Here is a 24288-nt window from a genome sequence, read left to right on the forward strand (position 1 = left end):
CTGAGACATCACACCTAAGCAACACGCAGGGCCCCGGCGGCACACGGCGCAGCCGGGGCCCTGCGTTGTTGTGCGGGGTCAGCGGCGTACTGCGTCCAGGCGGCGGATGGTGTGCTCGGTCTCGGCTTCCATGGGCAGGTCGGCCTCGAGGAGGTACTGGGTTAGCTGCTGGATGGCGGCCTCCAGTTCGTCGTGTGCCCCGAGCCGGGCCAGGGCTTCGAAGCGGTGACGCCACAGGACCTCACGCTCGCGGCCGGTGTCCAGGCCCCGGCCCGCCGCCCACAGCGCGCCCTGGGCGTTGCCGGTGGCCAGGCAGCGGGCGGCGAGGTCGTCGGCCACGTCGACGACTGCCGAGATCATGTCCTGGGTGAGGTTCTCGGCCCATACGTAGCGGCGCGGCGGGATCCCGGTGAAGGGCCGGCCCCGGACGAGTTCGAGCGCACGTCGCAGCAGTGCGCGCGCCTCGTCGCCGCCACGGTGGGCGGCCTGCGCGGTCAGGTCCTGGAACTGGTGCCAGTCGGAGACGACGCCGACCAGGCGGTGCTTGCGATCGTCCTGGGTGTTGAGCTTCGGGTAGTACGGGTTGCCGGTGTCGTCTTCACCGAGCCAGCGCCGCACCTCGCGGATGCGCCCGTTACGGGTGTTGTTCTCCACGCGCCCTCCGCCGGGCGCGATGACCTCGTCGAGTTCGTGGCGGGTTGCACCGTCGGTGCGCAGGGCGAGCCAGCAGGTCAGTTCCATGGCCACGGTGCGGCGGTTGGAGTCGATGTGCCCACGGGCGCCGGTCAGGTCGATCGGACCCAGTACCCGGACCATGGGTGCGTCGGTCGTGGTCGCCGGTGGCGGGGTGGGGCTGTCGCCGGCACTGACCGGTGTCGGCGCCTGGTCGGCCGGGACCGGGGCCGGAGGGCTGACGGGTTCGGGCAGGCGGGCGTTGACCCGGGCGATGGGGGTCGTGGCGGGCAGCACGATCCGGCTGGGGGAGGCGGCGTCTGCCTGCGGGCCGGCCGGACTGGGCGCTTCGGGAGTGGCAGGGAGTGCAGCGGGCAGTACGCCTCCCGTGGCCGTGCTGTCGCCGTGGTCTTCTGCCGCCGGGGCGGAACCACTCGGGTCTGCGGATGCAGGGCCGCCGGTGGGGGAGTCGTCGTTGAGATCGGCGAGGCGGGCCAGCAGGCTGCCCGACTCCCTTGCTTCCGGCATCGGCTCGGTGACAGCCGGGGCTGCAGGAGCAGCGGGAGGTTCCTCGGCCTTCGCGAACGCGGCCGGTGTCGGCCAGGGGGCCGTCTCGGGGGCCACGTCGGTTTCCGAGCTGGACGTCAGCGCGCTCTCGACGACGTCGGCGTACTCCTCCTCGGAGAACGCCACCAGCCGGACCCGCAGGTGGGTGCCGGGGACGGGATGGGTGTCGTCGTCTGTGTCGAGGACCCACACCGTCTCCATGCCCTCGGTGGGGGCGTGTCCGCTGGTGATGATGGCGGTGGCGGTGCGCGGCTCCTGCTGGAGGACCTCGGCCAACTGCTCGGCAGACTCCGGGTCGGGGCAGCTGTCGAGGTCGGCGAGGACGACCATCGGCCACAGCTCGTCCACCGTGTCCGCGGCCCGCGCGGCGGACAGGTCCGCGCTGTCGCTGCCGGACAGTGCGGAGTGCTGCCGGCTGTGATGGTCGCGTACGACATCGGCCGCGTCGGCGAGCGTCGGGTACGGCGTGACGCGCGGGTCGATGAGGGAGAGGCCTGGGGCGCTGTCCTCGCCCGCGACCGCGATCTCCAGGTCCGAGCTGAGCGGGGACACCGCCAGCGACGTACCAAGGGCGCGCAGCACCGGCAGTCTGGTGGCGCCGGTGAGGTGCACGGCCCCGTACTGCTCGAGGTCGACCAGGAGGAGGGCCTCGCGGGTGTCGTCACCGAGCGCGACCAGCGCCGGATAGGGGGCGTCCATCTGTCCGCGCAGTTCGGCGTCCAGGAGGTCGCTGGTGTCGGTGGGGCACCACCACACATGCGGGTTGTCCTCGGTGGCGGTGAACGGCGGCAGGGCAGCGAGGGCGTCGTCGGTGCCCGTTGCCACGTGGACCAGGATGCCCTCGGTGCCCAACTGGACGGCGGCCAGGGCGGGCAGCGGCCGCTCGGTTTCGGCGCAGTGGTGGGCGAGGGTGCGCAGGGCCGCGTCAAGGAAGGCGACCTCCTCGACGGCGTCCACGCAGCGCAGGGTGCACTCGGTTGCGGCGGCGCGCCCGCCCGGCATCGCGATCCGGCGTCCTGGGCGCCGGCGGCGCTGCTGCAGAGTCCGCTTGCGGCGCAGCATCAGGAGTACTCCGGCGGCGACGAATCCACCCGCGGTCAGCGCCATCACCGTGACGGCCGGGCCCGACTCTGCGTCCTGCGCGGCGTCGTGGGCACTGCTGTGGCCTTCGGCGGCAGTGGATTCGGAGGCGGGGGCGGGAGTCGAGGCGTTGGGTGCGGAGGGCGTGCGGGCGCCGGCCCTGGCGGTGGGGTCCTCGGGCGGTGCGGTCTGGGAGGGCACGCCGATGCCGACGCCCGGGTCGTCATTCGATGCCGACTGGTCCGGGGAGTTGGTGCCGGTCTCCTGTCCACGGTGGCTCTCGCTCGCGGACGGGCTGGGGCCGGCTTCCTGTTCCGGGGTGCCGCCCTCACCCTCGCTGGCCCGGGGAGACTCGGAGTGCGCGGCCGCAGGCCCGTCCCCCTGCCCTTGGCGGGGCTTCTCCTGGCCGCGGCCGTGGTCGTGCTCGCCGGGTTGTGGGGCGGGACGGGCCGTCTGGTCCGGGATGGACAGCTTCTCGCCCGGATAGATGAGGTCCGGGTCCTCGATCACGTCCGGGTTCGCGCGGACGATCTCCGGATAGCGCGTGGGGTCGCCCAGCTCCTGGTGCGCGATGTCCCACAGGTTGTCCCCGGACCTGACCCGGTACTGCGACGTGCTGGCCTCGTGCTCCGAACCCCGGGCAGCGCTCGTGTGGACCTGCGGACTGCCAGCTGGCGTCTGCGCGGCCGGGGTGGCGGCGCCGGCCGGGACGCGCAGCGTCGTACCGGCCGTGAGGACGCCGTCGGCGGGAGTCAGGCCCGGGTTGAGGCGCTGGAGCTGCTCGAAGTGGGCGCCGTCGCCCAGGAGCTGCTCGGACAGCTCCCACCAGGTGGCGTCCTGGGAGAGCGTGATCTGCCCCGGCTGCCGTGCCTGCACGCCGGTGTCGGCCTTCGTGACGGTTGCGTGGGCGGCACTGTGGGAGTCTGTCCCGGCGGTCTGGGTGGGCAGGACCTGGGCGGTTGCGGCGGCGGCCGGGGTGGCGGCGCTGGCGGCAGCTGCGGGGGAGGCCAGGATGATGCTGCCCAGCAGGAACGCCGCGAGTCTCTGGCCGGTGGCCATGCCCGGCAGACGCGGAGTGGTCCGGCGGGCTACGACCGCGACGGTCTCGATGACCACGGGCACGGTCAGCCACAGCCACAACAACCAGGCGACGATCGTCATGACCGTCATCAGCACGGTGCCGTCGTCGTCGTGGAACTGCAGGACGTCCCGCCAGGAGCTGACGTCGGGCACGGAATGGGGCAGGGTGCCGACGTTCAGCAGCAGCAAGGGGACGCCCACGACGAGCAGGGCGAGGACGACGAGCGCGAACAGGCCGCGGGCCAGGGCCCTGGGCCACGATGTCGCGCCGGGATTCGTGCGGGCCATCGCGGTCAGCCTCCAGGAGCGTGCAGCAAAGTGGCGCTGCCGTGACCGGTGAAGGTCCACGAGCTCACGCCGAACAAGGACAGAACGTAGGGGTGGAAGGTGGTTTTGGCAGTGACGTTGAGGCTCTGCCCGTCCCCGGACGTGGTCACGGTGCCCTGGGCGCCTTGGGCGGCGAGATAGTCCTGGGCCGCTGCGGTCGCGGCGTCCGGGTCGATGACGATGGCCTCACCCGTGATCGCCTCGCCCGCATCGATGCGCTGGGCGCCGGTGCGGGCCGCGGACTGGGCGATGTAGAAGGCGTCCGAGCGGGTGTTGAGCGCCAGCCCCAGGTCGACGACCATGCCGATGACGAGGAACCCGATCAGGATGACGCCGGCGTAGAAGAGTTCCAGGCCTCCCCGGTCACCGTGCAGCGCGGTACGGCGCAGCCTCCACCAACCAGCCACGCGGGCCTTCACGCCCTCTCACCTCCGCGGTCGGCAGGGTGCGACCCGGTCACGCGGCCGGCGGGCCGGCTCTGCCCATGCACGGACCACGTGTCGACCGGCGCGGACTGGGTGCTGGTCAGGGTCTTGGACCCGCCGATCCCAGGAATCGCGAGATCACTCAGTGGGGCCGTGCAGGACACGGTCGCGGAAACCTGCCCGAACTCGCCCACGCCAGCTGCGAGCGCACTGGCGTCGATACTCACGTCGATGTGCGCACAGTGGATGCCGGAGTTGGCCAGGCTGGTCTGGGCAGCCTCCTGGGCCTGGGCCTGACCGCTGGCGGGATCCTTCGCCGCAGAGGCCACCCGGGCGGCATCACGTGCGGCAGAGTCCGCGGCGCCCTCGGCCAGCGCGACCCGGCCGACGCCGATCATCAGCCCGAACAGCATCAGGATCACCGGCACGATGATGACCGTGGTCAGCGCCGCACCACCCCGGTCACCGAACACTCCGCAGCGCCCGCAGTTCCTGGTGAGAAGACACCTCGGCATGCGGGTCATGGGCGGAACTTCTCGACAGGGGCCTGCACAGTCTGGGAGACGTGTACTCGCCACCCCGGCACCAGCATGATCACGTCCCCTTCCACCTGGACACTCACCGTGTCCGCTCCCGCGTTCACGTGGATCTGAGGGTTGGCCAGCGAACCGCCCATGCCCGCAAGGAACTCATGCCCGGCCTCCTGGCCCGCGCCGTCCGGTGCGCCGTAGACGCGTTGCGCGTCCAGGGCCTGCTGCGCGGCGTGATGAGCCACGGACCGGCCGTGGAACCAGATGCCGCCCTGGATGAGGCCGAACAGCATCAGGAACGCGAGCGGCACGATCATCGACAGTTCCAGTGACAGCGCCCCGCGATCGCTGCGCCGGACGTCGGCGAGGCGGGCGAGTCGGGACTGTATGCGGGGGAGAAGGCGGTGAGTCATGTTGGGGGCCTCAGAAGCCGAGGATCTGGGCGGCCTTCTCGGTGATCTTGGTGTTGGCGGCTGTGTACACCAGGCCGACGAGGGTGGCGCCGCCCACCAGGACCAGCGCCCATTCCAGGGCGCCACCCGCGTCGCCGCGGGCCGAGCGGATCAGGCGGATACGCCAGCGCAGCGCGTCGGCCACGCGGGACAGGCGGGTCTGCAGGGACTGCACGGAAACCTCCAGGAGGGTCGAGACAGAGGGGGCTTGGTCAAGGCCGGGTCGGGGGGTCAGAAGTTCATGACACGGATCAGCTGGGGGGCGATGAGGAAGAGCGCCATCAGGAAGACGATCGCCAGGGCGGGCAGCCGCATGTTCTCGGTGGCCTCGCCGGCCTTCTTCTTCCGCTCAGCGAACAGGGACTCGCGGGTGCGTACGGCCTGCGCGGACAACTGCTCGTAGACGGCCGCCTGCTCCTCACCGGCCAGTCCCAGGGAAGCCCCGATCCGGGCCAGAGCGGGAACCCCCAGTTCGTCACCGAGCCGGGTGAGGGCGTCCCAGGGGCTGATCCCGGACAGGGCCGCGTGCTCGACGGCGTCCCGGATACGCACAGCGGCCGGCCCGTCGCCGGATTTGAGCGCACGGTCCAGGGCCTCGGGGGCACCGGCGTCACTGTTGCGGGCCAGGGCGACCCGCTCCAGCAGAGAGGCGGTGTAGTAGCTGTATTCCAGGCGCCGTTCCTGGGCCTTGCCGCGATAGTCCTTCAGCCGCTGCAGGGCGAGGAACGCGGCGAAGCCGAGCCCGAGCGCGAGCGCGATGACCCAGGGCAGGGACGTGCCGCCGAGGGTGACCAGGAAGACGAGCCACTGTGCGCCGACGAACCCGATCAGCGCGTACAGCGCGCACTGGCCCAGCAGATGGGCCGGGGTGATCTCCAGGACGGCCAGGTCCTGGGCGGGCAGCCGGTCGGCGACCGTGGTCGTCGACACCAGCTTCTGCCCCATCCGGTCCGTCCACGCCACACGCCCGCCCCCGGGGCGCGTGCCCGCGGCCGGGGTGCGGCCCAGGAGGACGTCCAGGGGAACGCGCTTGGGCAGGAAGGCGCGTACGGCGAGCGCCCCGGACAGGGCGATCAGGGCGCCGATCAGCATCCCCGGCACAGACAGGGTCATGACCGCACCTCCTTCGCTTCGCGTTCCTTGGCCCCGAGCAGGGTGCGGGGCTCGGGTTTCATCGCCGCGACCTTCCGCAGCCACCACAGCAGCAGGGCGAACAGCCCGCCCATCGCCAGCAGGGCCAGCTGCCCCAGCGCGTTCGCCAGCGGCGCCCAGTAGGAGCCGTTGACCAGGACGAAGGCGACGACCGCGAACACGAACAGGGAGACCTTCCGGGTCTCGGCCCGGGAGTCGGCGCGACGGGCCTCGAGGTCCTCCACTTCAGCGGCCTGCCGACGCACCAGCGCGGCCTGCGCGCCCAGCGCGTCCGAGAGGCCCGCACCACGGGAGATCACGTGGTCCATGAACAGCTGCGCGATGTCGTCCCCGATCCTCGAGTCGAGGTCGTCGGCGAACAGACGGTAGGCCTGCCGCGCCGGCACCCCGGACGCGAGGCGCTCGGCCAGGACGTTGACCGGGCGGCGCAGCAGGGCGGGCACGTTGTCCAGAGACACGATCGCCGTCTCCAGACTCTTGCCGCCGCTGCGCACGCTGGCCAGCTGCCCCAGCCACTCCGCCAGCGCCTCCAGCCGTGCCACCTCCAGGCGCTCGGAGCCACCGGGGTAGAGGACGAACGGCAGCCCGGCCACGGCCGTGGCGGCGAGCAGTGCCTGCACCGGCCAGCCCGTGATCACCCACATCAGCACACCCACGACCGCGGCGACGACGAGCAGGAGCCGGTAGTTGTCCCGCCACACGGCGGGGAGTTCGGCCACCGCCTGCCGGGCCCGGTCGGCCAGTGTCGGCTTGCCCCGCCGGCTCGACGAGGAGGGCGACCAGCCGCGCCACCAGGCCACCAGACCGGACAGCCCGAGCACCACCAGCAGGCCCGCGACCATGCCGAGAGCGGACAGATACGAACTGCTCACGATGCCCCCTGGCCCTCGCCGACAAGCCGGAGCGCCGCCCAGGTGCCGCGCGGCCGCAGCCCCCGCCAGGTCACCGGGAAACCGTGCCGGGCCAGCTTCTTGGCGCGCCGCCCGTTCATCGCCGACGACGTCGGAACCGCCCGCGCCTCGCTCAACTCCTCGTTCGGCGCGAACAGGTGGGTCAGCGCGACACCGGCCCGCTCACTGAGACCGGCGGTCTCCCACACGTGCGTGACGAACCGGTGCTCGCCCCCGCCGATGTCCGTCTCGTCGACGCGGTCCACGTACACGATCAGGTCGACAGCGGCCGCGATGAGCCGGTAGGCGCTGCTGTCACTCAGCCCGCCCTCGGTGAGCGGCACCATGAGCCGGTCGACCACCGACTCCGGGTCCTTGGCGTGCAGAGTGCACATCGACCCGGCGCCGCCCGCCATCATCGCCTTCAGCATCGCCACGGCCTCGGTGCCGCGGACCTCACCGACCATCACACGGCTGGCGCGGTAGCGCAGGGAGGTCTCCACCAGCTCGCTGAGCGTGACCCGGCCCGCCGCCTCCCGCTCACCGTTGCCCTCACGCGAGCGGAACGCGATCGTGTGTGCGTGCTGCCCGTACTCGTCGTAGTTCAGACGCAGTTCCGGCTCGCTTTCCAAGGTGGCCAGCCGCTCCTTGGCCGGGACCTCGCGGCCCATGGCGCGCATCAGCGTCGTCTTCCCCGAGGCCATGTCCCCGGCAATGATGATCGACAGACCCGCCCGGACGGCCGCCCGGAAGAACTCCAGCAGCAGGGTGTCGATGGACCCCCACTTCACCAGGTCGTCCAGGGTGGCCTTCTCCAGCAGATGACGGCGGATCGAGATCACCAGGTGCGGCTCGGTCAGCATCGTCGCCGCGACACGGGACCCGTCCGGCAGATCGAAATCGACCTTGCCCGACGCGTAGGAGAGCAGCCGCTCGCCGTGCCCGGACATCGCGGCCATCTGGTTGACCCATTCCAGTGCCTGCTCGTCGGACGCGAACGGGGAGCGCAGCCGCTGGCGCCCCTGCCCGTTCGTGTCGACATACATCCAGGGGCCGTCGATGAGGATGTCCTCCACACCGGGCCGCTCCAGCACCTGCTGCAGGGCCCCGGCGAGGAAGAACAGGTTGAACAGCTCGCCGCGCAGCACGGTGATCTGCTCACCTGTCAGCGGCGTGTTCTCGTACGACCACTCCTGGGCCCACTCCGCCACCCGCACCCGGATCTGCGTACGGACCACCTGCTCCAGCGCGCCCGCATCCAGCGTCTCGCCCTTGGCCCGGCGTTCCTTCTTGATGCCGTCGACGTCGTCGGCGACCTTCTGCCGTAGCTCGCTGATCTTCTCCGCCGGCACCGGCAGCACGCCGGGCAGGGACGCTGCCACGCTCACGTCCGACGGGCCCGCAGGCGCGACGGGGGCCGCAGACTGCTGCGGCGGTACGGGCGCGGCCTGCGGGAAGGGCCGGCCAGAAGGCCCTTGAGGATTGGTGCGTGAGGGATCGGTCAGCAGGCTGCCCAGCAGCGTCGTGTTCGGTCCAGCGCCGTTGACCGGCGTGCCATTCCGGCTTCGGCGCTCAGCCATGGGGCTTCTCCCGCTGTGCGAACCGCTGGACCATCCGCGCGGCCGGTGCAGCCGGAGCCGGGGGAGCGACCGGGACGGCCGGTGCAGGCGGGGCCTCTCGCATCTGCAGGTGCAGACGACGTCGGTCGGCGTGCTGGCGCAGCGGATCGAGCACCTCACCGGCCGCCCGGAACAGACGCGAGCCCCGGCCCAGAGCGCGGGGCATACGCCCGCCGCGTTCGATCCAGGAAGCCGACGCCTCGTCCCAGGGCAGCTGCCCCAGCACCGGGGTCTCCAGGCTCCGCTGAACCTCCTCGGGGCGGAAGTCCGAACCCAGGAGCAGCAGTCCGAGGGACCGCGTGCCGGAACCGCTGTGCATCAGATCGTTGTGCAGCGCCTGCGCCACGGGGGCCGCCAGCGCGAGCGAGGCATCCGTCGTCCGCGTGACCAGGAGGACTATGTCAGCCTCCCGCAGCACCAGGGCGGGGGAGAGCACCGGGTGCAGCCGGCCGCCCTCGAGGACGACGCGGCCCGCATCGACGATCACGTCCCACCGCTGCTGCAGGTCCGCCCGCCGCAGCACCTGCAGCAGCGCCGGCCAGGTCGACGTCAGCGACGCCGCCTGCCGGGGATCCAGCAGGCCAGGCAGAGCAACCCGGTAGTTCGTGTCATCGATCGGCCAGAAGTGCTGGGCGACCTGTGGACTGAAGTCGGCGTCCTCGGCCCGCGCCAGGTCCGCCTGCGGCAGGCGGTGCAGACCGATGCTGCGGTCCAGGCGCTCACGGCTGGCGCCACGCGGGACATCGCGCAGCAGCCCATGGCGCAAGCTGCCGCCCGCGAGGTCGAGTTCGGCCAGCAGCACTGGCCGGCGGCTGCCCAGCGCCATCGCGGCGGCCGACGTCGTCACCCCATCCGATTTCGCCGACACCAGAGCGATCAAGGACATCAGTGGCCTCCGCTCGACAGCGGCTGACGCACCAGCGTCAGACGCTTGGCCGCCGCCGTCGCCGACAGCCGCGGCCCCTCGGAGGGTTCGACGATGAGATTGACCAGGAACGTGCCGGTCGCATCCACGCGGCCAACGCTGTCGACGGTCGCCTCGATCTGCTCCGGATCGGCCGACGGCGACGACGCCTTCCCGCCGGACGCCCCCGTGCTGCTCCCGTCGTCGCCCTGCGGCGAGTCGAGGATCACCGCCAGGACCTTGTCTCCCTTGGCCAGGCTGCCGTTGCCCGGGGCGAAGCCCTTCTTCACCTCGACACCGACCAGCTGCTTGTCATCGCCCAGGCCACCGCCGCGGCGCAGCTGGGAGAGGGTCAGCAGCGAACCCTGCCGCAGATCCACCGCGGCACGCTGCCCCACCACCGAGGCACGCTGCGACGAGGGGATCGGGGACAGACCCGGATCCTCCGCGAACGACACCGACCTCACGTCCTGGTCGGTGATGGTCTGCCCGGCCTGCACGTCCTGGGCGACAGCGAGCACGTTCACACGGTCCCCGGCACGGGCCACCACCACCGCCCCGGTCATGGCACCCAGCAGCGTCACCAGTACCAGCGAGACGCCCACCGACCACTTGCGGCGCGAGTGCGGCTTCCGGGTGCCACGGCTGGGCTCCAGATCCGGCTGCCGCTCCGCCGGCATCGGCGGCATGTACGAGGGAGGCGTTGACGTTTCCATCCGAGTCGGGCCCTTCGATTTCGCAGAACTTACTGGTTGACGGCCTGGGACTCGACGATGGTCAGTGCCACCTGCGAGTTGCGGACCTCGGTCAGCTGGCCGGTCTCGCCGCCGCCCCCGGCCACCTGCCAGCCGACCGTCCAGGTCGCCGTGGCCGTCACCTTGAACGTGCCGCCCGCCATCGAGTCAGAGGTCTGCTCGTAGACGTGGCCACAGTCCGGCGACTCCTTCATCCCGTACGACTTCTGGTACACCGTGCCGGGGCCGTTGCAGGTCACGGTTGTGCCATCCCCCATTGACCACACGATCCGGCTGATCTTCGCGGTCGCGGTCACCGTGACCCCGCCGGCCGTCGCGGACGCGGAGTTCGGCCCGTAGGTCGTTGGGGACTGGTCCACCGCCATCCATACAGGCATCCCTACCAGGCCCTTGCCGCCGGGCTTGGGGTTGATGTTGATGGCGGGCCCTTTCAGCACCATCTTGCCGATGGCCATCTGGGCAACGGCCTTCGGGTCGACCGCCGGAGGCTTCTGCCCGTTCGCGACCCAGACCAACTGCTCATCGGGCATCGTTCCGCCCTGCACACCGGCAAGGGTGCAGCGGCGGATGTAGATGGCCCCCTTCTCGTCAGCCGCATGCCCCAGCCGGTATCGGCTGTCAGCCGGCGGCTGAGGGGCCATCTTCTTGTACGTGCACACTGGCGGACCACTACGGCCCTTGCTTCTGCTGGCGGGCCTGCTGTCTGTGCCCGGAGAGGTTTCGTTGTCGGTGGCCTTGCACACGACCCACTGGCCGACTCCACCGCAGCTTCCACCCTCGTGCGAACTCGCCAGCGCATCGGCCGGGACGAGGAGGACGGTGACAAGCCCGGCCGCTACGCCTCCGATCCCGAGGGATGTCAGCAGGCGCGCTGCTGCTGAACGACGTTCAGAACCTTCCACTGATTCCCCCACTTCTCTGCATCGACAGTGGTCAGGTAGCGAACGAGCCGGTCCTTTGGCATTTCGACGGGCTTGCGGGTGTCCCGGTAGATGAACTTCCAGGTGGAGGTGTCCAGACAATCGGTGATCTTGGCCTGAGGCACTTTTGCGTCCGGTTGGAAGCTGGTGACATGGACGTCGTGCCCGGGGGCACCGGTAGTGACGATGCCCTTGGCCTTGAAGTCCTTGAGGTCGTCCTCGGTCTTCGAGAGCGCGAGCGCTCCGCTGTAAAGACTCAGGTCAGTTCCCTTGGCGTCGCCCTTGGAGTACGCCTTGACCTGCTCTTCCCAGTAGTGCTGATAAGCGTCTTTGACGGGAGCAGTCGGGTCCTGGCTCGGTGACGCTGACGGCTTGTCTGTTGAAGAGACGGGCGGTGCTGTGTCCCTCGCGTCGTTCTTCGAGGGCTCGCTGCTGCACGCAGCAAGAGCGAGAACCGTGGACGCGGTAAGTACCGAGCCGATAAGTCGATTTCGACTGCGAAGCAGGTTGTTTTTCGATTTTGTTGTTGGCGTCATCACGCCTCCCCGTTCTTCTCGTCCGCCATGCACGTGACCTGTGTCATATCGCGCTGGGTGATGGTGCGGTCGTGCAGCGCGAGACGGGTGTGGGTGCCGTGCACATGCACACGGTACGCATATTCAAGCCAACAGCACAGTCCGTAATGCCAGTTCACGGAACCGTGACCGGGTCATTCCCGTCCAACGGGACAGAACTGGCCTTTCTGGCGTGGACGCTCCCGTTCTCCGGGTAGTTCTCGCTTTCACTCACGAAGGTGACCTCCGTACTGAGTGAAACTGGCCCCTCAACCCGTTTTTGTGTGGCTCTTGTTAGTGACGCTCGTGAGTTCGTGCTGCTGAACTCCGGCATCACGCCATCTTCCCTTCCGTTATGGATGGTTGCTCCTGGCGAGCGCACGGCCTTGAGGCGTCCTGGCACGGCAGTTGGGCCGCTCGGTCAGAGGAGATTAGGTCGTCGAGCCGGCCGTCGCCGTCGGTCTGCGCGCGCCACCCGTCCAAGAGGTCCTGCAGGACGGCGCGGGCCAGGCGCTGGTACTGCTCGGGGCAGTGCTCACGTCCGCTGAGCCAGCCGAGATGGCGGGTATGGGCGCGCAACGCGATCAGCTCCGTGAGCAGCGGGGACGGCAGTGGGGCCGTGTCTACTGCTGGTGCGCAGGCGTGCCCTCGAGGCGATGACGGTGTGGCGGGCGAGGAGAGGCGAGGGAACAGAGCGCGCAGTACGTCAAGCACGGGAGCCTCCGGACGGGGTGAGGAAAACGTCGGTCGGGGTGGTGTCGCCGGACAGCGGGGTCATGACCGGTGCGAAGGGTCCCTTGTCCTGGAGGAGCTGCAGCGTGGTGACCCCGGCGGTGAGCAGGCTGACGCGCTGGTCGGCGGTAGCGAGGGCACGCAGGTCCTGGATCCGGTTGGCCAAAACCCTGTCGGAGGCGCCGGTCAGGACGATGAGCAGGCGAGGGAAGGCGGGGTAGTGGTCGCGCCAGGCCTCGCGGGTGGCCCGGCTGCGGCGGCCGCCGCTGTGGGGGACGTAGTGCTGGTAGCGGGCGTAGGCGGCGAGTTTGGCGGCGAGCCGGGTGGTCTGCATGGTGGCGCGGTCGACCTCGATGAAGAAGCTGAGCATGCGCCGCCGCCCGCCGGTCGTGGTGTGGGTGTAGCGCAGCACGGCGTCCGGGATCATGAACGCGTCGTTGATGCCGCGGGTTTCGCCGTCGCGGATGCGGTGGGCGATTTCGGGTTCCCAGTCGAGTGGAGAGCACTCGTGGCCCAGGCGGCGCGCCCATTCGACGAAGGCGACGCCGGTGTCGACGACGGTCAGGGTGTGTTCCTGCAGCTGGGAGGCTGCGGTCTGGGGGCTGATGCGGTAGCCGCGCCGGGGGATCGTCGGGTCGTGGGCGACGGCACCGGCGCCGCGCGCGGTGATGTACCAGAGCAGTTCCGCACGCCCGAGCCGTGAAGTGCGCCGGGTGGTGGCGTCGACGAGGCCGGCGGCGCGCAGCTTCGCGAGCTGCTGGCGCAGGTACACCGGGCGGCGGGCGTGCGGGGTGAACAGCCGGTGCAACTGACTGGTGGCGACCAGGCGGTGCTGATACAGCACCGGCAGCAGGTCCTGCGCCAGGCGGGACAGGCCGGGAACGGGACGCGTCATCGCGGTGTCCGTCGGAGCGGGCTGTGAGATGGGGGTGTCCAGGGACATCAGGCAACCTCACTGGAGCCGGCCTCGGGCCAGCAGTCGTCGGCCGGATCGTGCGCGGGGGGAGTAGGTGGGGCGGTGCGACGGTCGCCGGAGAGTTCGGCGAGGATCCGGTCGTCCAGAGCAGGCACGCGCCCGTCGTCGCTACCGTCCAGCTCCGTCAGGACCGCGCGCAGCGGGCGGCGCCGCAGAGTCTTGTCCATGGCCTTCTCCAGCTGGGGGAGGCGTTCGGGGTGGTGGTAGTTCACGAGGACCTCATGGACGGGGACACCGGCGACCTGGAAGGTGGGGGTCGGCCGGCCGCCCAGGGTGGCGCGCATGGCGTAATGCCATTTCGGCTGCTGCATCAGCGTCATCGCCTCGGTGCCCGGCAACCGCTTGGCCAGGAACGCGGCCTCGTCGGTGTCGGCAGCCGCTGCCGACAGCAGACTCTGGTTCTGCATCAGCGCGAGCCGGGTCTCCTCCGACAGGCGCATCGCCATCTGCGTCATCGCCATCAACCGAACCTCGTACTTGCGCAGCTGCTCGAGGATTGCGGCGATGTAGCCGCGAGCGGCTCCGTCGATCGCCTTGAGCTCGTCGGCGAACGCGAACAGAGTGGCCAGCAGCTCAGGGTCGATCCCCTCACGGGAGTGCCCGGCACGGAACAGGTCGAACAGCAGCAGGCTTGTGATGATCTGGTCGCCACTGCCGGTGCCGGAGCAGCGCAGCAGCACGATCTGCCGCTGGTCCATCGCCCGCCGCACGTCGTAGGTGGAGCGCGGCTGGCCGAGGAACGCACGCAGCGAGGTGGAGGTGGCCAGCTGCTCGATGGTCTGGGTGACCACGGGCACCGCACTGCCCTCGTACTTGGGGAAGGTGGTCCGCCAGAACTGCGCCAGCGGCAGCGGCAGCAGGGCGAGCACGCTCTCACGCCACTCTTCGTCCGTCAGCAGCCTCGGGATGGTGAACAAGGTGGGCTGCAGGTCGGGCCGCCCGCGCCGGCACATGCGGTAGGCGAGGTGGGCGAGGACCTCCACCGCGTGGGAGAGGATCGCCCGTGCCCGTGGTGCCCCGTCGCCCCAGCCCTGCGCCGCGGCGAGCCCGGCGACCACGGCGCCGATGACGTCCTGGATCTCCTCCTGCGGACGGCCCTCCATCGACAGCGGATTCCACGCCGCGACCATCGCATCCGGCTTCTTCGCACTGAGGTCGATCAACTGCACGCGGTCGATGACCGCCGGATGCGTCAGATACGGCAGCGCCCGCTTGATCGCCGCACCGTGCGGGTCAAGGAACCAGGCCCCGAACCCGCCGTAGGCGAGCGTGATGGCCTGCAGCAGCGCCAGCTCACTCTTGCCGAACCCACTCTTGCCGAACGACGCACCGAACAGCACGTCCTTCTGCGGCAGACACGCCAACCTGGTACGCCCGTCGGCCTCGGTGACCCGACCCAGCGGCACGACGCCCGGCTGCCCGCTCCAGGTCGGCAGCGCACGTGGCGCCGGCGCGAGCGTCCCACCGGTACGCACCACGTTCTGTGCGCTGCAGTGCACCGTCGCCGGCCGCAGCAGCGCCGCCAGCTCCTCCGCCGTGACCCACTGCCGGCGCACCGGGGCGAACTCGCCCGTGGCGTAGCGGCGATCGAAGCCCCGGCGACGCCACCACACACTGCTGTACGGGCGCCACCCCGTACGACGCGGCCCGACCGGGCGCCACCAGTTCTCCCCGGACCAGGCATCCATGACCGCCATCACCTGGTGCAGGCGGGCCTGCGCCCGCGCCGGATGTGTCCCGGTCACCCGCACCAGCACCTGCACCGCGAAAACCTGCGCATCTGTACCGGGTAGGAACTTGCCCACCCCGTCGGCCAGGTCCGTCTGCCTCGGCAGCGGCTTGGCGGGGTTCTTGCCGGCCAAGGCCAGTGGCTTGCCGCCGTTGAGCCCTTCGACCAGCGTCGACATCCACGACCCGCTGCCCCGGCCTGAGCCGATCTGCTCCCCGTACGCGGACGGCCCGCGCCGCGCGGCCCGGCGGACCAGGCGCCGCCGCCATGCGGCCACCCGCCAGCTCGCCACCGGCACCACGTCGACGACCAGCTCGGCCTGCTCCCCACGCTCGGCATCGACCTGCGCGCACGCATCCGCCAGCACCTGCAGTGGATCCGGGTCCAGCGCGGCCGGAGTCAGACGCCGGTGATCCGACCGCGCCAGCACCAGCTCCGCCCGCGCCACATACAGAGCCTCCGGATCGACGGGAGCCCCCCGCCTGTTGTCCTTCGTCAACTGCACACGCCGCTCTGATGCCGCCGGCCGGGGCAGAGGAGGAACTCCCTCGAAGGTGATGCGCTCCGTGTCCGTGCTGCGCCGCTCCCGACGACTGCGGACCTGGACGTTCGGCAGGGACGGCAGCCGCATCAGCGCGGCCGACGTCGCCGGCCCCTCCAAGCGCAGCGACAACTGCCCCAGCCCGTCATTGCCGTGCCGCAGACGCATTCCCTGCGCGCGCCGCGGCGTCCACCCCGCGCTCCGCGAAGCGCGGGCCAGACGCGCCGCGTGCGGTGCCATGTCCGGCACAGACGGATCAAATCCCTGCGACGGCACCAGCTCCACGACCACCCGCTGCCTGAGCAGCCGACGCGCCCGCACCCGCCACCAGCCGGCACCCACGCCCAGGACCAGGGCACCGACGCCAGCAATCCACCCCAACCACCAGGCGATCCCACGCAGCAACCACGCCCACGGCACATCACCGGGGACGACGAACGAGAACACCGAAGAGACGACGTCGCCCATCAGCAGCCGCCCTGTGAGAGACGAAACCGAGGCGCACGGCGCCCGTCCCTCCCCGCGCCGACGGCGAACAGCCGGTGCGCCACCGACCGCCACACGTGCCGTACGGCCAGCCCGCCGAGCCCCATCACCAGCAGCGGGACCCACGGCCAGCCCCGATGCTCCGCCGCTGACCGGGCCGCCGAATCCCCTATGAACGGCAGATTCTTCAGATCGCCGCCCCACCACCAGCCGTGCATGCAGCCCAGGGCGAAGACGATCGCGGCCAGCCAGCCGCACCACTCCACCAGCAGAGCGACCGCTGCATCCCGTGGCGATTCTGTACTCCGTGCGATCCTCATGCGCCCTCCCGACAAGGCATCGGGCGGCCGGTGCCGCCCATCTGATCCCCCAAGGAGCACCAGGGCCGGGAACGTGACCAGGCGGGCGAAAAAACTTCTCAGCAGAAACCACCCTCACCGGCAGCTCTGATCATGGAAGATGCGAACCGTCCCTGAGGGGACCCACATAGACGCAATGCAGAGCAGTGGTGAGGGCTGGCAGCGAACGTGCTGCGCCGACGGTCAGTCCTTGTAGGTGACGTGGACGTGGTCGTAGTGGCCGCCGGTGATGGTGTGCGGGTTGTTGAGTCCGTGGTCGTACAGCCGTCCCCAACCACTCTGGTCCTCGGGGTGGTTGATGCTCCAGATGCGTCCCTGCCAGATCACGTACTGCACGTGCAGGGCGTCGGCGTTCTTGCGCAGCCACGCGGCCAGCGCCCAGCCCTGGGCAAGCGCGGAGCCGGAGGCCCGGGTGCCGAGGGTGCCGGCGGTGTAGTCGCAGGCCCGGCCGAGCGGGTGTTCGCCGCCTTCGGCGCGCGGTGTCTGGCAGCCGATCCCGCCGTGCCAGTGTGGCCACTTCTTCAGGATCTCGGTGTACCCGTGGGCGGTTGCTCCGGTCAGGCAGCGGCCGCCGGTCGGGTCGGGATACGAGCAGGCGGTCGCGCCGCCCTGGTAGGCGGCCGGGGGGCCGGGCAGGGACACGGCGACGGGCACGGGGCCGTTGCTGCCGGTGTTGCCGAGGACGGCAGCGAGCTGGTCGTACTGGTGGACGTTCTGCAGGACCTCGTCGGCGTACCAGCTGGCGTGGTTGTAGCGCAGCACCGCCTTGCGTAGCTGGGTGTCGTCGCTCAGATCGCTGTGGCCGTTGCCGCACAGGTAGACGGCTGTGCCGAGCGCCGCGTCGAACGCGTTGTGCGGGTCTTTCACTCCGTCGTTGTTGCCGTCCTGGCCGGTGGGGCCGTCCCAGGTGGAGGGCAGGAACTGCATCGGGCCGACGGCCCGGTCATAGGCGGTGTCGCTGTCCCAGGTGCCGTTGTCGGTGTCGGTGAAGCTCGAGGTGTTGCCGCCAGCGCCGGTGCCGTTGAGCCGGGCACCGATGATGCGCGGGGTGATCGCCCCGTTGCCGGCGATGTGCCGGCCCGCGGCGTGGTTCGATTCGGCCTTGCCGATCCCGGCCAGCACCGACCAGCGCATCCCCGTGCAGTTCGGGCGCAGTGTGGTGATGCGGGAGGCCGCGTTCGTGTACGCGGACAGCATCACCTGCGGTATCCCCTTCACCGAGGCCGGGACCCCTTGTGCTGTTCCGGCCGTGTAGGCGGTCTGCCGGTTCTGGTCGTCCTGGTCGGCGGCGATCGCGCTGGTGAGGGCCACCACGGCGCTGACGCACAGCAGCAGGGGCATGACGGCGGCGGCCGCGCTGAGCGCGACCCATCCTTTCTTCGTCACGGGGTCCTCCGGCGGGCCGGCGCGGGCCGTCCCGCACGCGGCCGGGCAGGGGGCTGGGACTGCTGAGGTTCCGGGTTGGGGGCGGGGCGCTGGGCGCGGACTGCGTCGGTACTCATCCGGTACAGCCGCTGGCGCAGGGCCTGCTGCTGCGACGAGGCGGCCGGCTGTGTCACGGGCCGTGCCGCCCGGCGTGGCGGCCTCGGCCGCGCCGTCGCCGGTACCGGAGTAGCCGCGGGGCGGCGTACGGCGGGGGCCGGGACGACAGGCCGTTGGACGGCGGGCGGCGGGGTACGCGGGTGCGGGCGGGGCGGCAGACCGCGGTGCATGCGGATCTGGTTGCTGACCCAGCGGCCGCCGATGTTGTTCCAGTACGTCTGGGAGAAGTCGCGGACGGCGGGCAGCTGCCGGATCACGGGCTGGGTGAGCCGGGAACGCAGCTGGGCGGCCGAGCGCGCCATGCTGCCGGGTGCGGCCTTGATCGCGGTGTGGGCGGCGCGGGCGGCCTGCGGCAGGTAGACCGGTGCGCCGACGCTGTACTTGAGGCCGAACTTGCCCGCGCTGTAGGCGGCCTTCGCACTTCCGGCGACGGCCCGGGTGGCGCCGTTGGCCATGGCGGTCGTGCCGCGCACGGCCATGCGGGTGCCCAGTGCGGTCGCTCCGCGGCCGCCCAGCGCCATCAGGGAGCCGGAGCCGCCGGCCGCGACGCCGCCGGCGGCAGCACCGCCGGTCGCGGCGATCGCGCCGACCATCAGCGCGGTGGTGGCCAGCGTCGAGGCCAGCGACCGTCTGCGGCCCGCGTCCTGGTTCATCAGGGCGGGGGAGCTGCCACCGAGCGGGCTGGCGCCCAGGCGCGTGCGGGCCGATGTGGCCCACGCCTTGGAGCGCTTGGTGATGCGCTTGCGGAACGTGAAGCAGGAGATGACCGCGACGTCGACCGCGACGAACCGGGCGGGCAGGGCCCCGGCGTTGTCGCCGAAGTCCGCATTCAGCAGCGCGGTCACCAGGACGATCGCGACGGCCAGGCCGACGACCAGGACGACCAGGAGGCCCAGGAGCCGCACGATGTTCGCGGCCCGCTCCCACAGCCACGCTCGACCGGGGCCGGGCATGATGCCCGCGGCGAGAGCGACCCGCGCCAGGACGGCCTCGATGACCAGACGCATCTGCGTGGACAGGTAGAAGAACGCGGTGGTCACCAGCAGCATCGTCATCAGCACGGCGGCGATGAAGACGAACAGTGCCCCGAAGACCTTGTCCCAGCTGGACTTCTTCGCCGCGCCGGCGTCCTTGACGCAGGCCTTCTCGAAGTCGTCGCTCGGGTTCATGCCCAGCAGGTCGTTGGCGACGTAGTCGACCGCCTTGTTGGTGATGGCATCCCTGAGGTCACCGACGACGCCGGGGACGATGTCGAAGGCCTGCGGCGCGGCGTTGATCTTCTTCTTGATGCCGTCGACCTGGTCGTTGAAGAACGCCGTCTGCACGCGTGAGTCGGAGTACAGGTCGACGCACGTCGGGCTCAGCTGCTGGTTGTAGGAGAGGAGGAAGGAGGGGCGGACCACGAAGGCCTCGACGATCCCGTCGGTGACGGTGCGGGTCAGGTCCCGTGCTTTCGTCTCGGTGATCTGCCCGGTCTTCGTCAGTGCGTCCTCGTGGCCGGTGGTGATGGCGTAGACGGCGATGCCGAGATCGCGGGCCTTGCCGACGGCACCGTCCTGCCGGCCGAGGAGCAGCTGCGGGGGAGCGGCAAACGTGGAAACGGCGAGCGCGCCGATCACGGTGGAGGCAGCGATCTCGCCCCAGCCGCGGGAGCGGTTGCCGAAGGTGATGTTCCAGAACGCGACCACGCCGGAGTACGCCATCAGCAGGCCCGGCACACCGAGCTGGACGATGGTCTGGTTGTACAGGGCGTCCGACAGCTTCAGGGCGGGCCTCAGGAACAGGGAGGCCAAGGCCCAGGACAGGGCCCAGGAGATCAGCCAGCAGCCGAACGCGACGACCCACTTCGTGTTCTCGAACAGGGCCTGCGTGGTCACGCCCTGAATCTGACCGGGGATGTCGGTGACGCCGCCGTTGTCGGAGACGATCCGGTACGCGGAGATCGGCAGGCCCTGCTTGTCGGTGACCTCGAACGCGTTGAGGACGCCGCCGTCGCCGTGCTTGGTCTTGTACTCCTTGACCTTCTTGCGCATCTCGCGGCGCAGCTTCTCCTGCTCCGCCGCCTTCTTCTCCTTCGCCGACGGCTCCCTGGCCGCGCCCGCCCCACCCTTGGCCGTCCCGCCTTTGCCGGGGCCCTTCGTCTTGCCGTCGCCCTGCGCCCCGCCGCCGGCCTTGCCATTGCCCGCGGGGGCAGTGGGGCTGGCGGAGAGACCGGGGGACTCGGGCGGCGAAAGCAGGCCGGGAATGGTCGGCTCCAGGCCCGGCTCGTACCTCGGGAACGATGCCGACGGGGACGGTGTCGGTGAGGGGTCCCCGGGAACGGCGCCGGCTCGGGGCGCGAGCAGCAGCATCACGGCCAGCGCCGCGACGATGAACAGCAGCCCGCCCGCCAGATGCCGCCGCACGTCCGCGACCCCACTGAACTGCCCCCGCCGCATGCTCATACCGTCACCTCCTCCATCCCGTTCGCCGCCCGTTCCCCGCCGCCGGGGCCTGTTCGGCCTTGGCCCTGCTCGGGATCGGAGTGGATGACGTCCGCGAGCGCCTGGTCGAGCGGCATCTGGACGCGCATCGCGCCGATCCGCCCGAACAGGTCGCGCACCAGGCACTCACCGGCCCGCTGCGCCTGGATGGCCTCGGACTCGTCCAGCGGGGAGAGCCGGGTGGTGACCATCTCCAGCAGCTCCGGGTCGTTCGCATCGAGGTCGAGGAAGTCGAGGCCGCGGCGCGCTAGTTCCTTGTTGGTCTGGCGGAACAGGTGCCGGCGGGGAAAGAGGCCGCGCACGATGCGGCCGACCTCGGTGTCCGGGCCGATGTCGTCGGGGTCGTGGCTGCCGACCAGTACGCCGGCGTTGTGCTTGCGGCCGTCGCGCACGAGTTCCAGGAGCAGGTCCAGCCCTTCGGGCGCGGAGGTGAGCCACCAGCACTCGTCCCACACGACCTGGCAGAACTCGGCTTCGTGGCGCGGATCGAACGCGATGTGCCGGCAGATCGTCGCGATCAGATACAGAGCGGCGCGGCCGAACACCTTCTCCGGGCTGAGCCGCTCGAAGTGCCCCGGCTCCAGCTCCCACTTCTTGGGCAGCGCCAGCTGCGCCACGCTGAACACCACGCTGTCGGCGTCGGTGTCGATGACCGGCAGGCTCTCGTCGAAGACGGCCTTGGCGATGTCGCGCCGGGAGTGCATGTTCAATTTGCGGGCCAGGGAGCGGCAGGCCGCGTCGTCGTCGCGCACCCCCCGCTCGGTCAGGTGCGCCATCAGCGCGCGCATGCTCGGGGACTCGCCGGCCAGGACGTGAGAGACAGCCTCCGACAGGACGTCACCCGCCTCGTCCATCGGCTGGATCCCCAGCAGCATGTGCAGAAATGACTCGCAGCGCCGCTGAGCCTCGGACAGGTCGACCGGCACCTGGCCGCGCCGCTGGGTGAAGACCCGCAGCGGATCCAGGCAGACGGCGGCACTGCTGTCAGTGGTGATCAGCTCGGTGCGGCCGGGGCAGGCCCGCGCAAAGCGGAGCCACTCCTGCTTCGGGGTGCGGTCCACGATCACCGCGCGGCCGCGGCTGCCCGCCACACCCGCCTTGCGGCCGGCCGCGAGAGTCCAGTACACGGCGCACTTCATCGCATACGACTTGCCGCCGCCGAGCTCGCCGAGGAACGCCGCGGAGGCGGAGGTCCGCTTCTTCGGGCCCCGGGTGAAATCCATCAGCACCGGACGGGCTCCGCCGCCAGTCAACTGCCACCCGTACAACGGGCCCCGCTCATCCCCGAGTTCGGTCGCCGCCCACGGACCGGCCATGCAGAAGTCACGGGCGAGGAGGTACTGGGCGTAGGAGACCATCACCTGCGGGGTCCGCGCGCCGGGCAGCATCCCGTAGAAGAGGCGCTCCTGGTCACCCAGCGGACGGTCCAGGGTGTAGTCGTCCCCGCCGAACGCCGCGGTGAGCACCCCGGCCCGCTCCTCCACCTCCTGAGGACTCGCCCCCCACACGCAGAAGGCGACCATGGCCCGTACGTCGACCTCGCCCTTGGACGCGGTCAGCCGCTCCCGGTTCTCCGCGAGGCTGCCGGCGGCCTTCCCGATCGAGGCCGGCACCCCGGCCGGATCGTGCGCCCACTCCTCGGGCTGCCCGGCCAGATCGCGGGCCTTACGCCGGGTCTTGGCCTCCGCGACCGCCCCGGGGGTGACGTTCAGGCGCACCACCCAGTCCACCGGGAAGTCGAACGTGTCCAGCGCGGCCAGGTACTCCGAGCCGGGGAACCGGAACGCCTCCGGCATCTCCGAGAGCGCCAGGAACGCCTGGTAGGAGGCGCCGTGTTCGGTGGCGACCTCCAGCCACCGCCGCTTGAACACCCCGGCACCGCGCCGCTCCTCCTCATCCGCGAGCGTGCCGTCGATCGCGCCCTCGGTGAGGACGGCCTGACCGAGCGCGGCCACCGTGCGGCCCCGGTTGACGACGCCACGCGCGGCATCCGGGGTGGGCAGCAGCGGCTCCAGCACCCCGCGCCGCGCCGCGTGCCCGTAGATCCACAGGACCTCCGCCTCGCTCGCCGGCCGCACCGCAACCGTGCCCGGCCACGTCGCCGCCATCCGTGCCGCCTGCGCCAGGCGCCGGCCCTCTTCCTTCCGGCTGATCGGCGCGGGCAGCAGGCCCAACTGCAGGGCGACGTCCGCCCGCGCTGCCCCCGCCACGTCCGCGATGCGCTGACGGCGGCCGGCCGCGGGCAGCGGCACGGCGAGCCAGTCGGTGCGCCCGGTCAGCTCCAGGCCCTCCAACCTGTCCAGCACCTGGTGGGCGACCTGTGTGTATGCGTCGCTGGCCGCCGTGTCGATGTCCTCGGTCATCGCCCGCACCACCGCGCGCGGGTCGACCTGCGGACACAGGGAGAGCCACATCGACTCGCCGACCAGCTTCTTCACCAGCGCTTCAAGCGCCTTCAGGCGGCGCAGCTTCGCGGTCCTGCTGGAGTGGACCTGGTCCACTCCCTGCACCCGGTACAGCGCCCACACCGTGCCGTGCACGCTCCACACGACGTTCCCGGCCACGTGCCGGATCGGCATCCTCATCGGTGCCCCCTGGAAGTGGTCGAGCGGCGGGTCGCGAGCTGGGCGAGGGCGTGCGAGGCAGCACCAGCGGGCACGGCGGCAGCGCGCCGCGACGGCCGGCGTGCCGGGGCGGGCATCTTCGAGGGCACGGCAGCCGCGGCCGGGCAGCGGCTCGATGCCGGCTCGGTGGGGGTGAGGGTGACGGTGCCCTGCAGCGGCTGCGTGGCGCTCCACCGCAGCCGCCGGCCGCCGAGCCGGGGGTGCTGCCCGCCCGCGACCAGGCTCACCGTGCTCGCCAGGGCCGCGAACGGGTGCCGGCCGTCCACGTGCAGGCGGCGCACCAGCAGCGAGGCAAGATAGGGGAAGAGGACGAGGGCGACGAGGTTGAAGAGCCCGAACCGGGCCCACAAGCCGGGCACAGCGACCAGAACGAAGATCAACGCGGCGAAGACGACGCCCATCGTGACGAACTGCGGCACGCTGTACGGGCCGCCCCACAGCCGGCGCCCCTCCCACTGGCCGATCATGCTCGGGTGGCGGCGGGCCTTGGTGTAGCAGCGGCCGACGAGGTCCTCCTCGCCTGCGGTGCTCATGCGTCCCGCTCCGCCCGGTCACTGACCGTCTTGGGCGCAACGAGGACAGACGGCGGAACCGCGTCGGTGACACGAACAACGCTCGAGCCCCGGCCGACCGTGTGGTCCTTCTTGAACTCCTCGGCAGTCTTGTTGCTGATCGTCACCTGCGAGGCGATGATCCCGAGGACGACCGCGCCGCCCGCTGCGGCGACGCCGGCCTTGAGCATGGAGCGGGTGGCCGCCCAGGTCGCACCGACACTGGCCACGTAGATGATGCCGAGGACGACCACGGTCAGCAGGGACTTGATGTCCTTACCCAGGCCGGTGAAGTCGTCGATGATGCCGACCGCGGCCAACGAAGTGGAGTACATGAG

General features: G+C 71.0%; 20 protein-coding genes. All 20 read right to left on the minus strand.

All coding sequences use genetic code 11. The annotated features are described in order from the left end of the window. Positions 1–78: 78 nt before the first annotated feature. On the minus strand, positions 79–3687 hold the full coding sequence (locus ACGFYV_RS26100; RefSeq protein ID WP_393880888.1) for a LysM peptidoglycan-binding domain-containing protein: 3609 nt from the start codon (positions 3685–3687) through the stop codon (positions 79–81). A gap of 5 nt (positions 3688–3692) precedes the next feature. Beyond that, on the minus strand, positions 3693–4145 hold the full coding sequence (locus ACGFYV_RS26105; protein ID WP_393880889.1) for a pilus assembly protein TadG-related protein: 453 nt from the start codon (positions 4143–4145) through the stop codon (positions 3693–3695). Next, positions 4142–4675: a TadE/TadG family type IV pilus assembly protein gene (locus ACGFYV_RS26110; protein ID WP_393880890.1), complete on the minus strand. Its 534-nt coding sequence runs from the start codon at positions 4673–4675 to the stop codon at positions 4142–4144. The genes ACGFYV_RS26105 and ACGFYV_RS26110 overlap by 4 nt, the downstream gene beginning before the upstream one ends. Then, positions 4672–5094 carry a TadE/TadG family type IV pilus assembly protein gene (locus ACGFYV_RS26115; RefSeq protein WP_393880891.1) on the minus strand — a complete coding sequence of 141 codons (423 nt, stop codon included), beginning with the start codon at positions 5092–5094 and terminating at the stop codon, positions 4672–4674. The genes ACGFYV_RS26110 and ACGFYV_RS26115 overlap by 4 nt, the downstream gene beginning before the upstream one ends. Positions 5095–5104: 10 nt before the next feature. Further along, positions 5105–5308 (minus strand): hypothetical protein, encoded by a 204-nt coding sequence (locus ACGFYV_RS26120; protein ID WP_393880892.1) that lies wholly within the window; start codon positions 5306–5308, stop codon positions 5105–5107. 56 nt (positions 5309–5364) lie between these two features. After that, positions 5365–6246, minus strand: coding sequence for a hypothetical protein (locus ACGFYV_RS26125; protein WP_393880893.1), 882 nt, complete (start codon positions 6244–6246; stop codon positions 5365–5367). Further along, positions 6243–7157, minus strand: a complete 915-nt coding sequence (locus ACGFYV_RS26130; protein WP_393880894.1) for a type II secretion system F family protein — start codon at positions 7155–7157, stop codon at positions 6243–6245. The genes ACGFYV_RS26125 and ACGFYV_RS26130 overlap by 4 nt, the downstream gene beginning before the upstream one ends. Beyond that, the gene (locus ACGFYV_RS26135; RefSeq protein ID WP_393880895.1) at positions 7154–8557 is read right to left on the minus strand and encodes a CpaF family protein; all 1404 of its coding nucleotides are present in this window, start codon (positions 8555–8557) and stop codon (positions 7154–7156) included. The genes ACGFYV_RS26130 and ACGFYV_RS26135 overlap by 4 nt, the downstream gene beginning before the upstream one ends. Before the next feature lie 190 nt (positions 8558–8747). Then, positions 8748–9674, minus strand: coding sequence for a hypothetical protein (locus ACGFYV_RS26140; protein ID WP_393880896.1), 927 nt, complete (start codon positions 9672–9674; stop codon positions 8748–8750). A 5-nt stretch (positions 9675–9679) separates the two neighbouring features. After that, on the minus strand, positions 9680–10414 hold the full coding sequence (locus tag ACGFYV_RS26145; RefSeq protein WP_393880897.1) for an SAF domain-containing protein: 735 nt from the start codon (positions 10412–10414) through the stop codon (positions 9680–9682). Positions 10415–10443: 29 nt separating this feature from the next. Continuing rightward, the gene (locus ACGFYV_RS26150) at positions 10444–10998 is read right to left on the minus strand and encodes an ATP/GTP-binding protein (protein ID WP_393880898.1); all 555 of its coding nucleotides are present in this window, start codon (positions 10996–10998) and stop codon (positions 10444–10446) included. 314 nt (positions 10999–11312) lie between these two features. After that, complete coding sequence (locus tag ACGFYV_RS26155; RefSeq protein WP_393880899.1) at positions 11313–11909, minus strand: hypothetical protein; 597 nt, start codon at positions 11907–11909, stop codon at positions 11313–11315. 724 nt (positions 11910–12633) lie between these two features. Then, complete coding sequence (locus ACGFYV_RS26160) at positions 12634–13602, minus strand: replication-relaxation family protein (protein WP_393880900.1); 969 nt, start codon at positions 13600–13602, stop codon at positions 12634–12636. Continuing rightward, complete coding sequence (locus ACGFYV_RS26165; protein ID WP_393880901.1) at positions 13602–16373, minus strand: hypothetical protein; 2772 nt, start codon at positions 16371–16373, stop codon at positions 13602–13604. The genes ACGFYV_RS26160 and ACGFYV_RS26165 overlap by 1 nt, the downstream gene beginning before the upstream one ends. Continuing rightward, a complete protein-coding gene (locus tag ACGFYV_RS26170; RefSeq protein ID WP_393880902.1) occupies positions 16373–16711 on the minus strand; it encodes a hypothetical protein in 339 nt (112 codons plus the stop codon). Before ACGFYV_RS26170 ends, ACGFYV_RS26165 begins: the two co-directional genes overlap by 1 nt. Before the next feature lie 222 nt (positions 16712–16933). Then, positions 16934–18136 carry a lytic transglycosylase domain-containing protein gene (locus ACGFYV_RS26175; protein WP_393880903.1) on the minus strand — a complete coding sequence of 401 codons (1203 nt, stop codon included), beginning with the start codon at positions 18134–18136 and terminating at the stop codon, positions 16934–16936. After that, positions 18133–20736, minus strand: a complete 2604-nt coding sequence (locus ACGFYV_RS26180; protein ID WP_393880904.1) for a hypothetical protein — start codon at positions 20734–20736, stop codon at positions 18133–18135. Before ACGFYV_RS26180 ends, ACGFYV_RS26175 begins: the two co-directional genes overlap by 4 nt. Next, entirely contained in the window at positions 20733–23360 is a 2628-nt protein-coding gene (locus ACGFYV_RS26185) for an ATP-binding protein (protein ID WP_393880905.1), read from the minus strand. The genes ACGFYV_RS26180 and ACGFYV_RS26185 overlap by 4 nt, the downstream gene beginning before the upstream one ends. Continuing rightward, positions 23357–23932, minus strand: coding sequence for a hypothetical protein (locus ACGFYV_RS26190; protein WP_393880906.1), 576 nt, complete (start codon positions 23930–23932; stop codon positions 23357–23359). The genes ACGFYV_RS26185 and ACGFYV_RS26190 overlap by 4 nt, the downstream gene beginning before the upstream one ends. Beyond that, positions 23929–24285 (minus strand): hypothetical protein, encoded by a 357-nt coding sequence (locus ACGFYV_RS26195; protein ID WP_393880907.1) that lies wholly within the window; start codon positions 24283–24285, stop codon positions 23929–23931. The genes ACGFYV_RS26190 and ACGFYV_RS26195 overlap by 4 nt, the downstream gene beginning before the upstream one ends. Positions 24286–24288: the final 3 nt, after the last annotated feature.

Source organism: Streptomyces sp. NPDC048297, from assembly GCF_043201585.1.
Classification (GTDB): Bacteria; Actinomycetota; Actinomycetes; order Streptomycetales; family Streptomycetaceae; genus Streptomyces.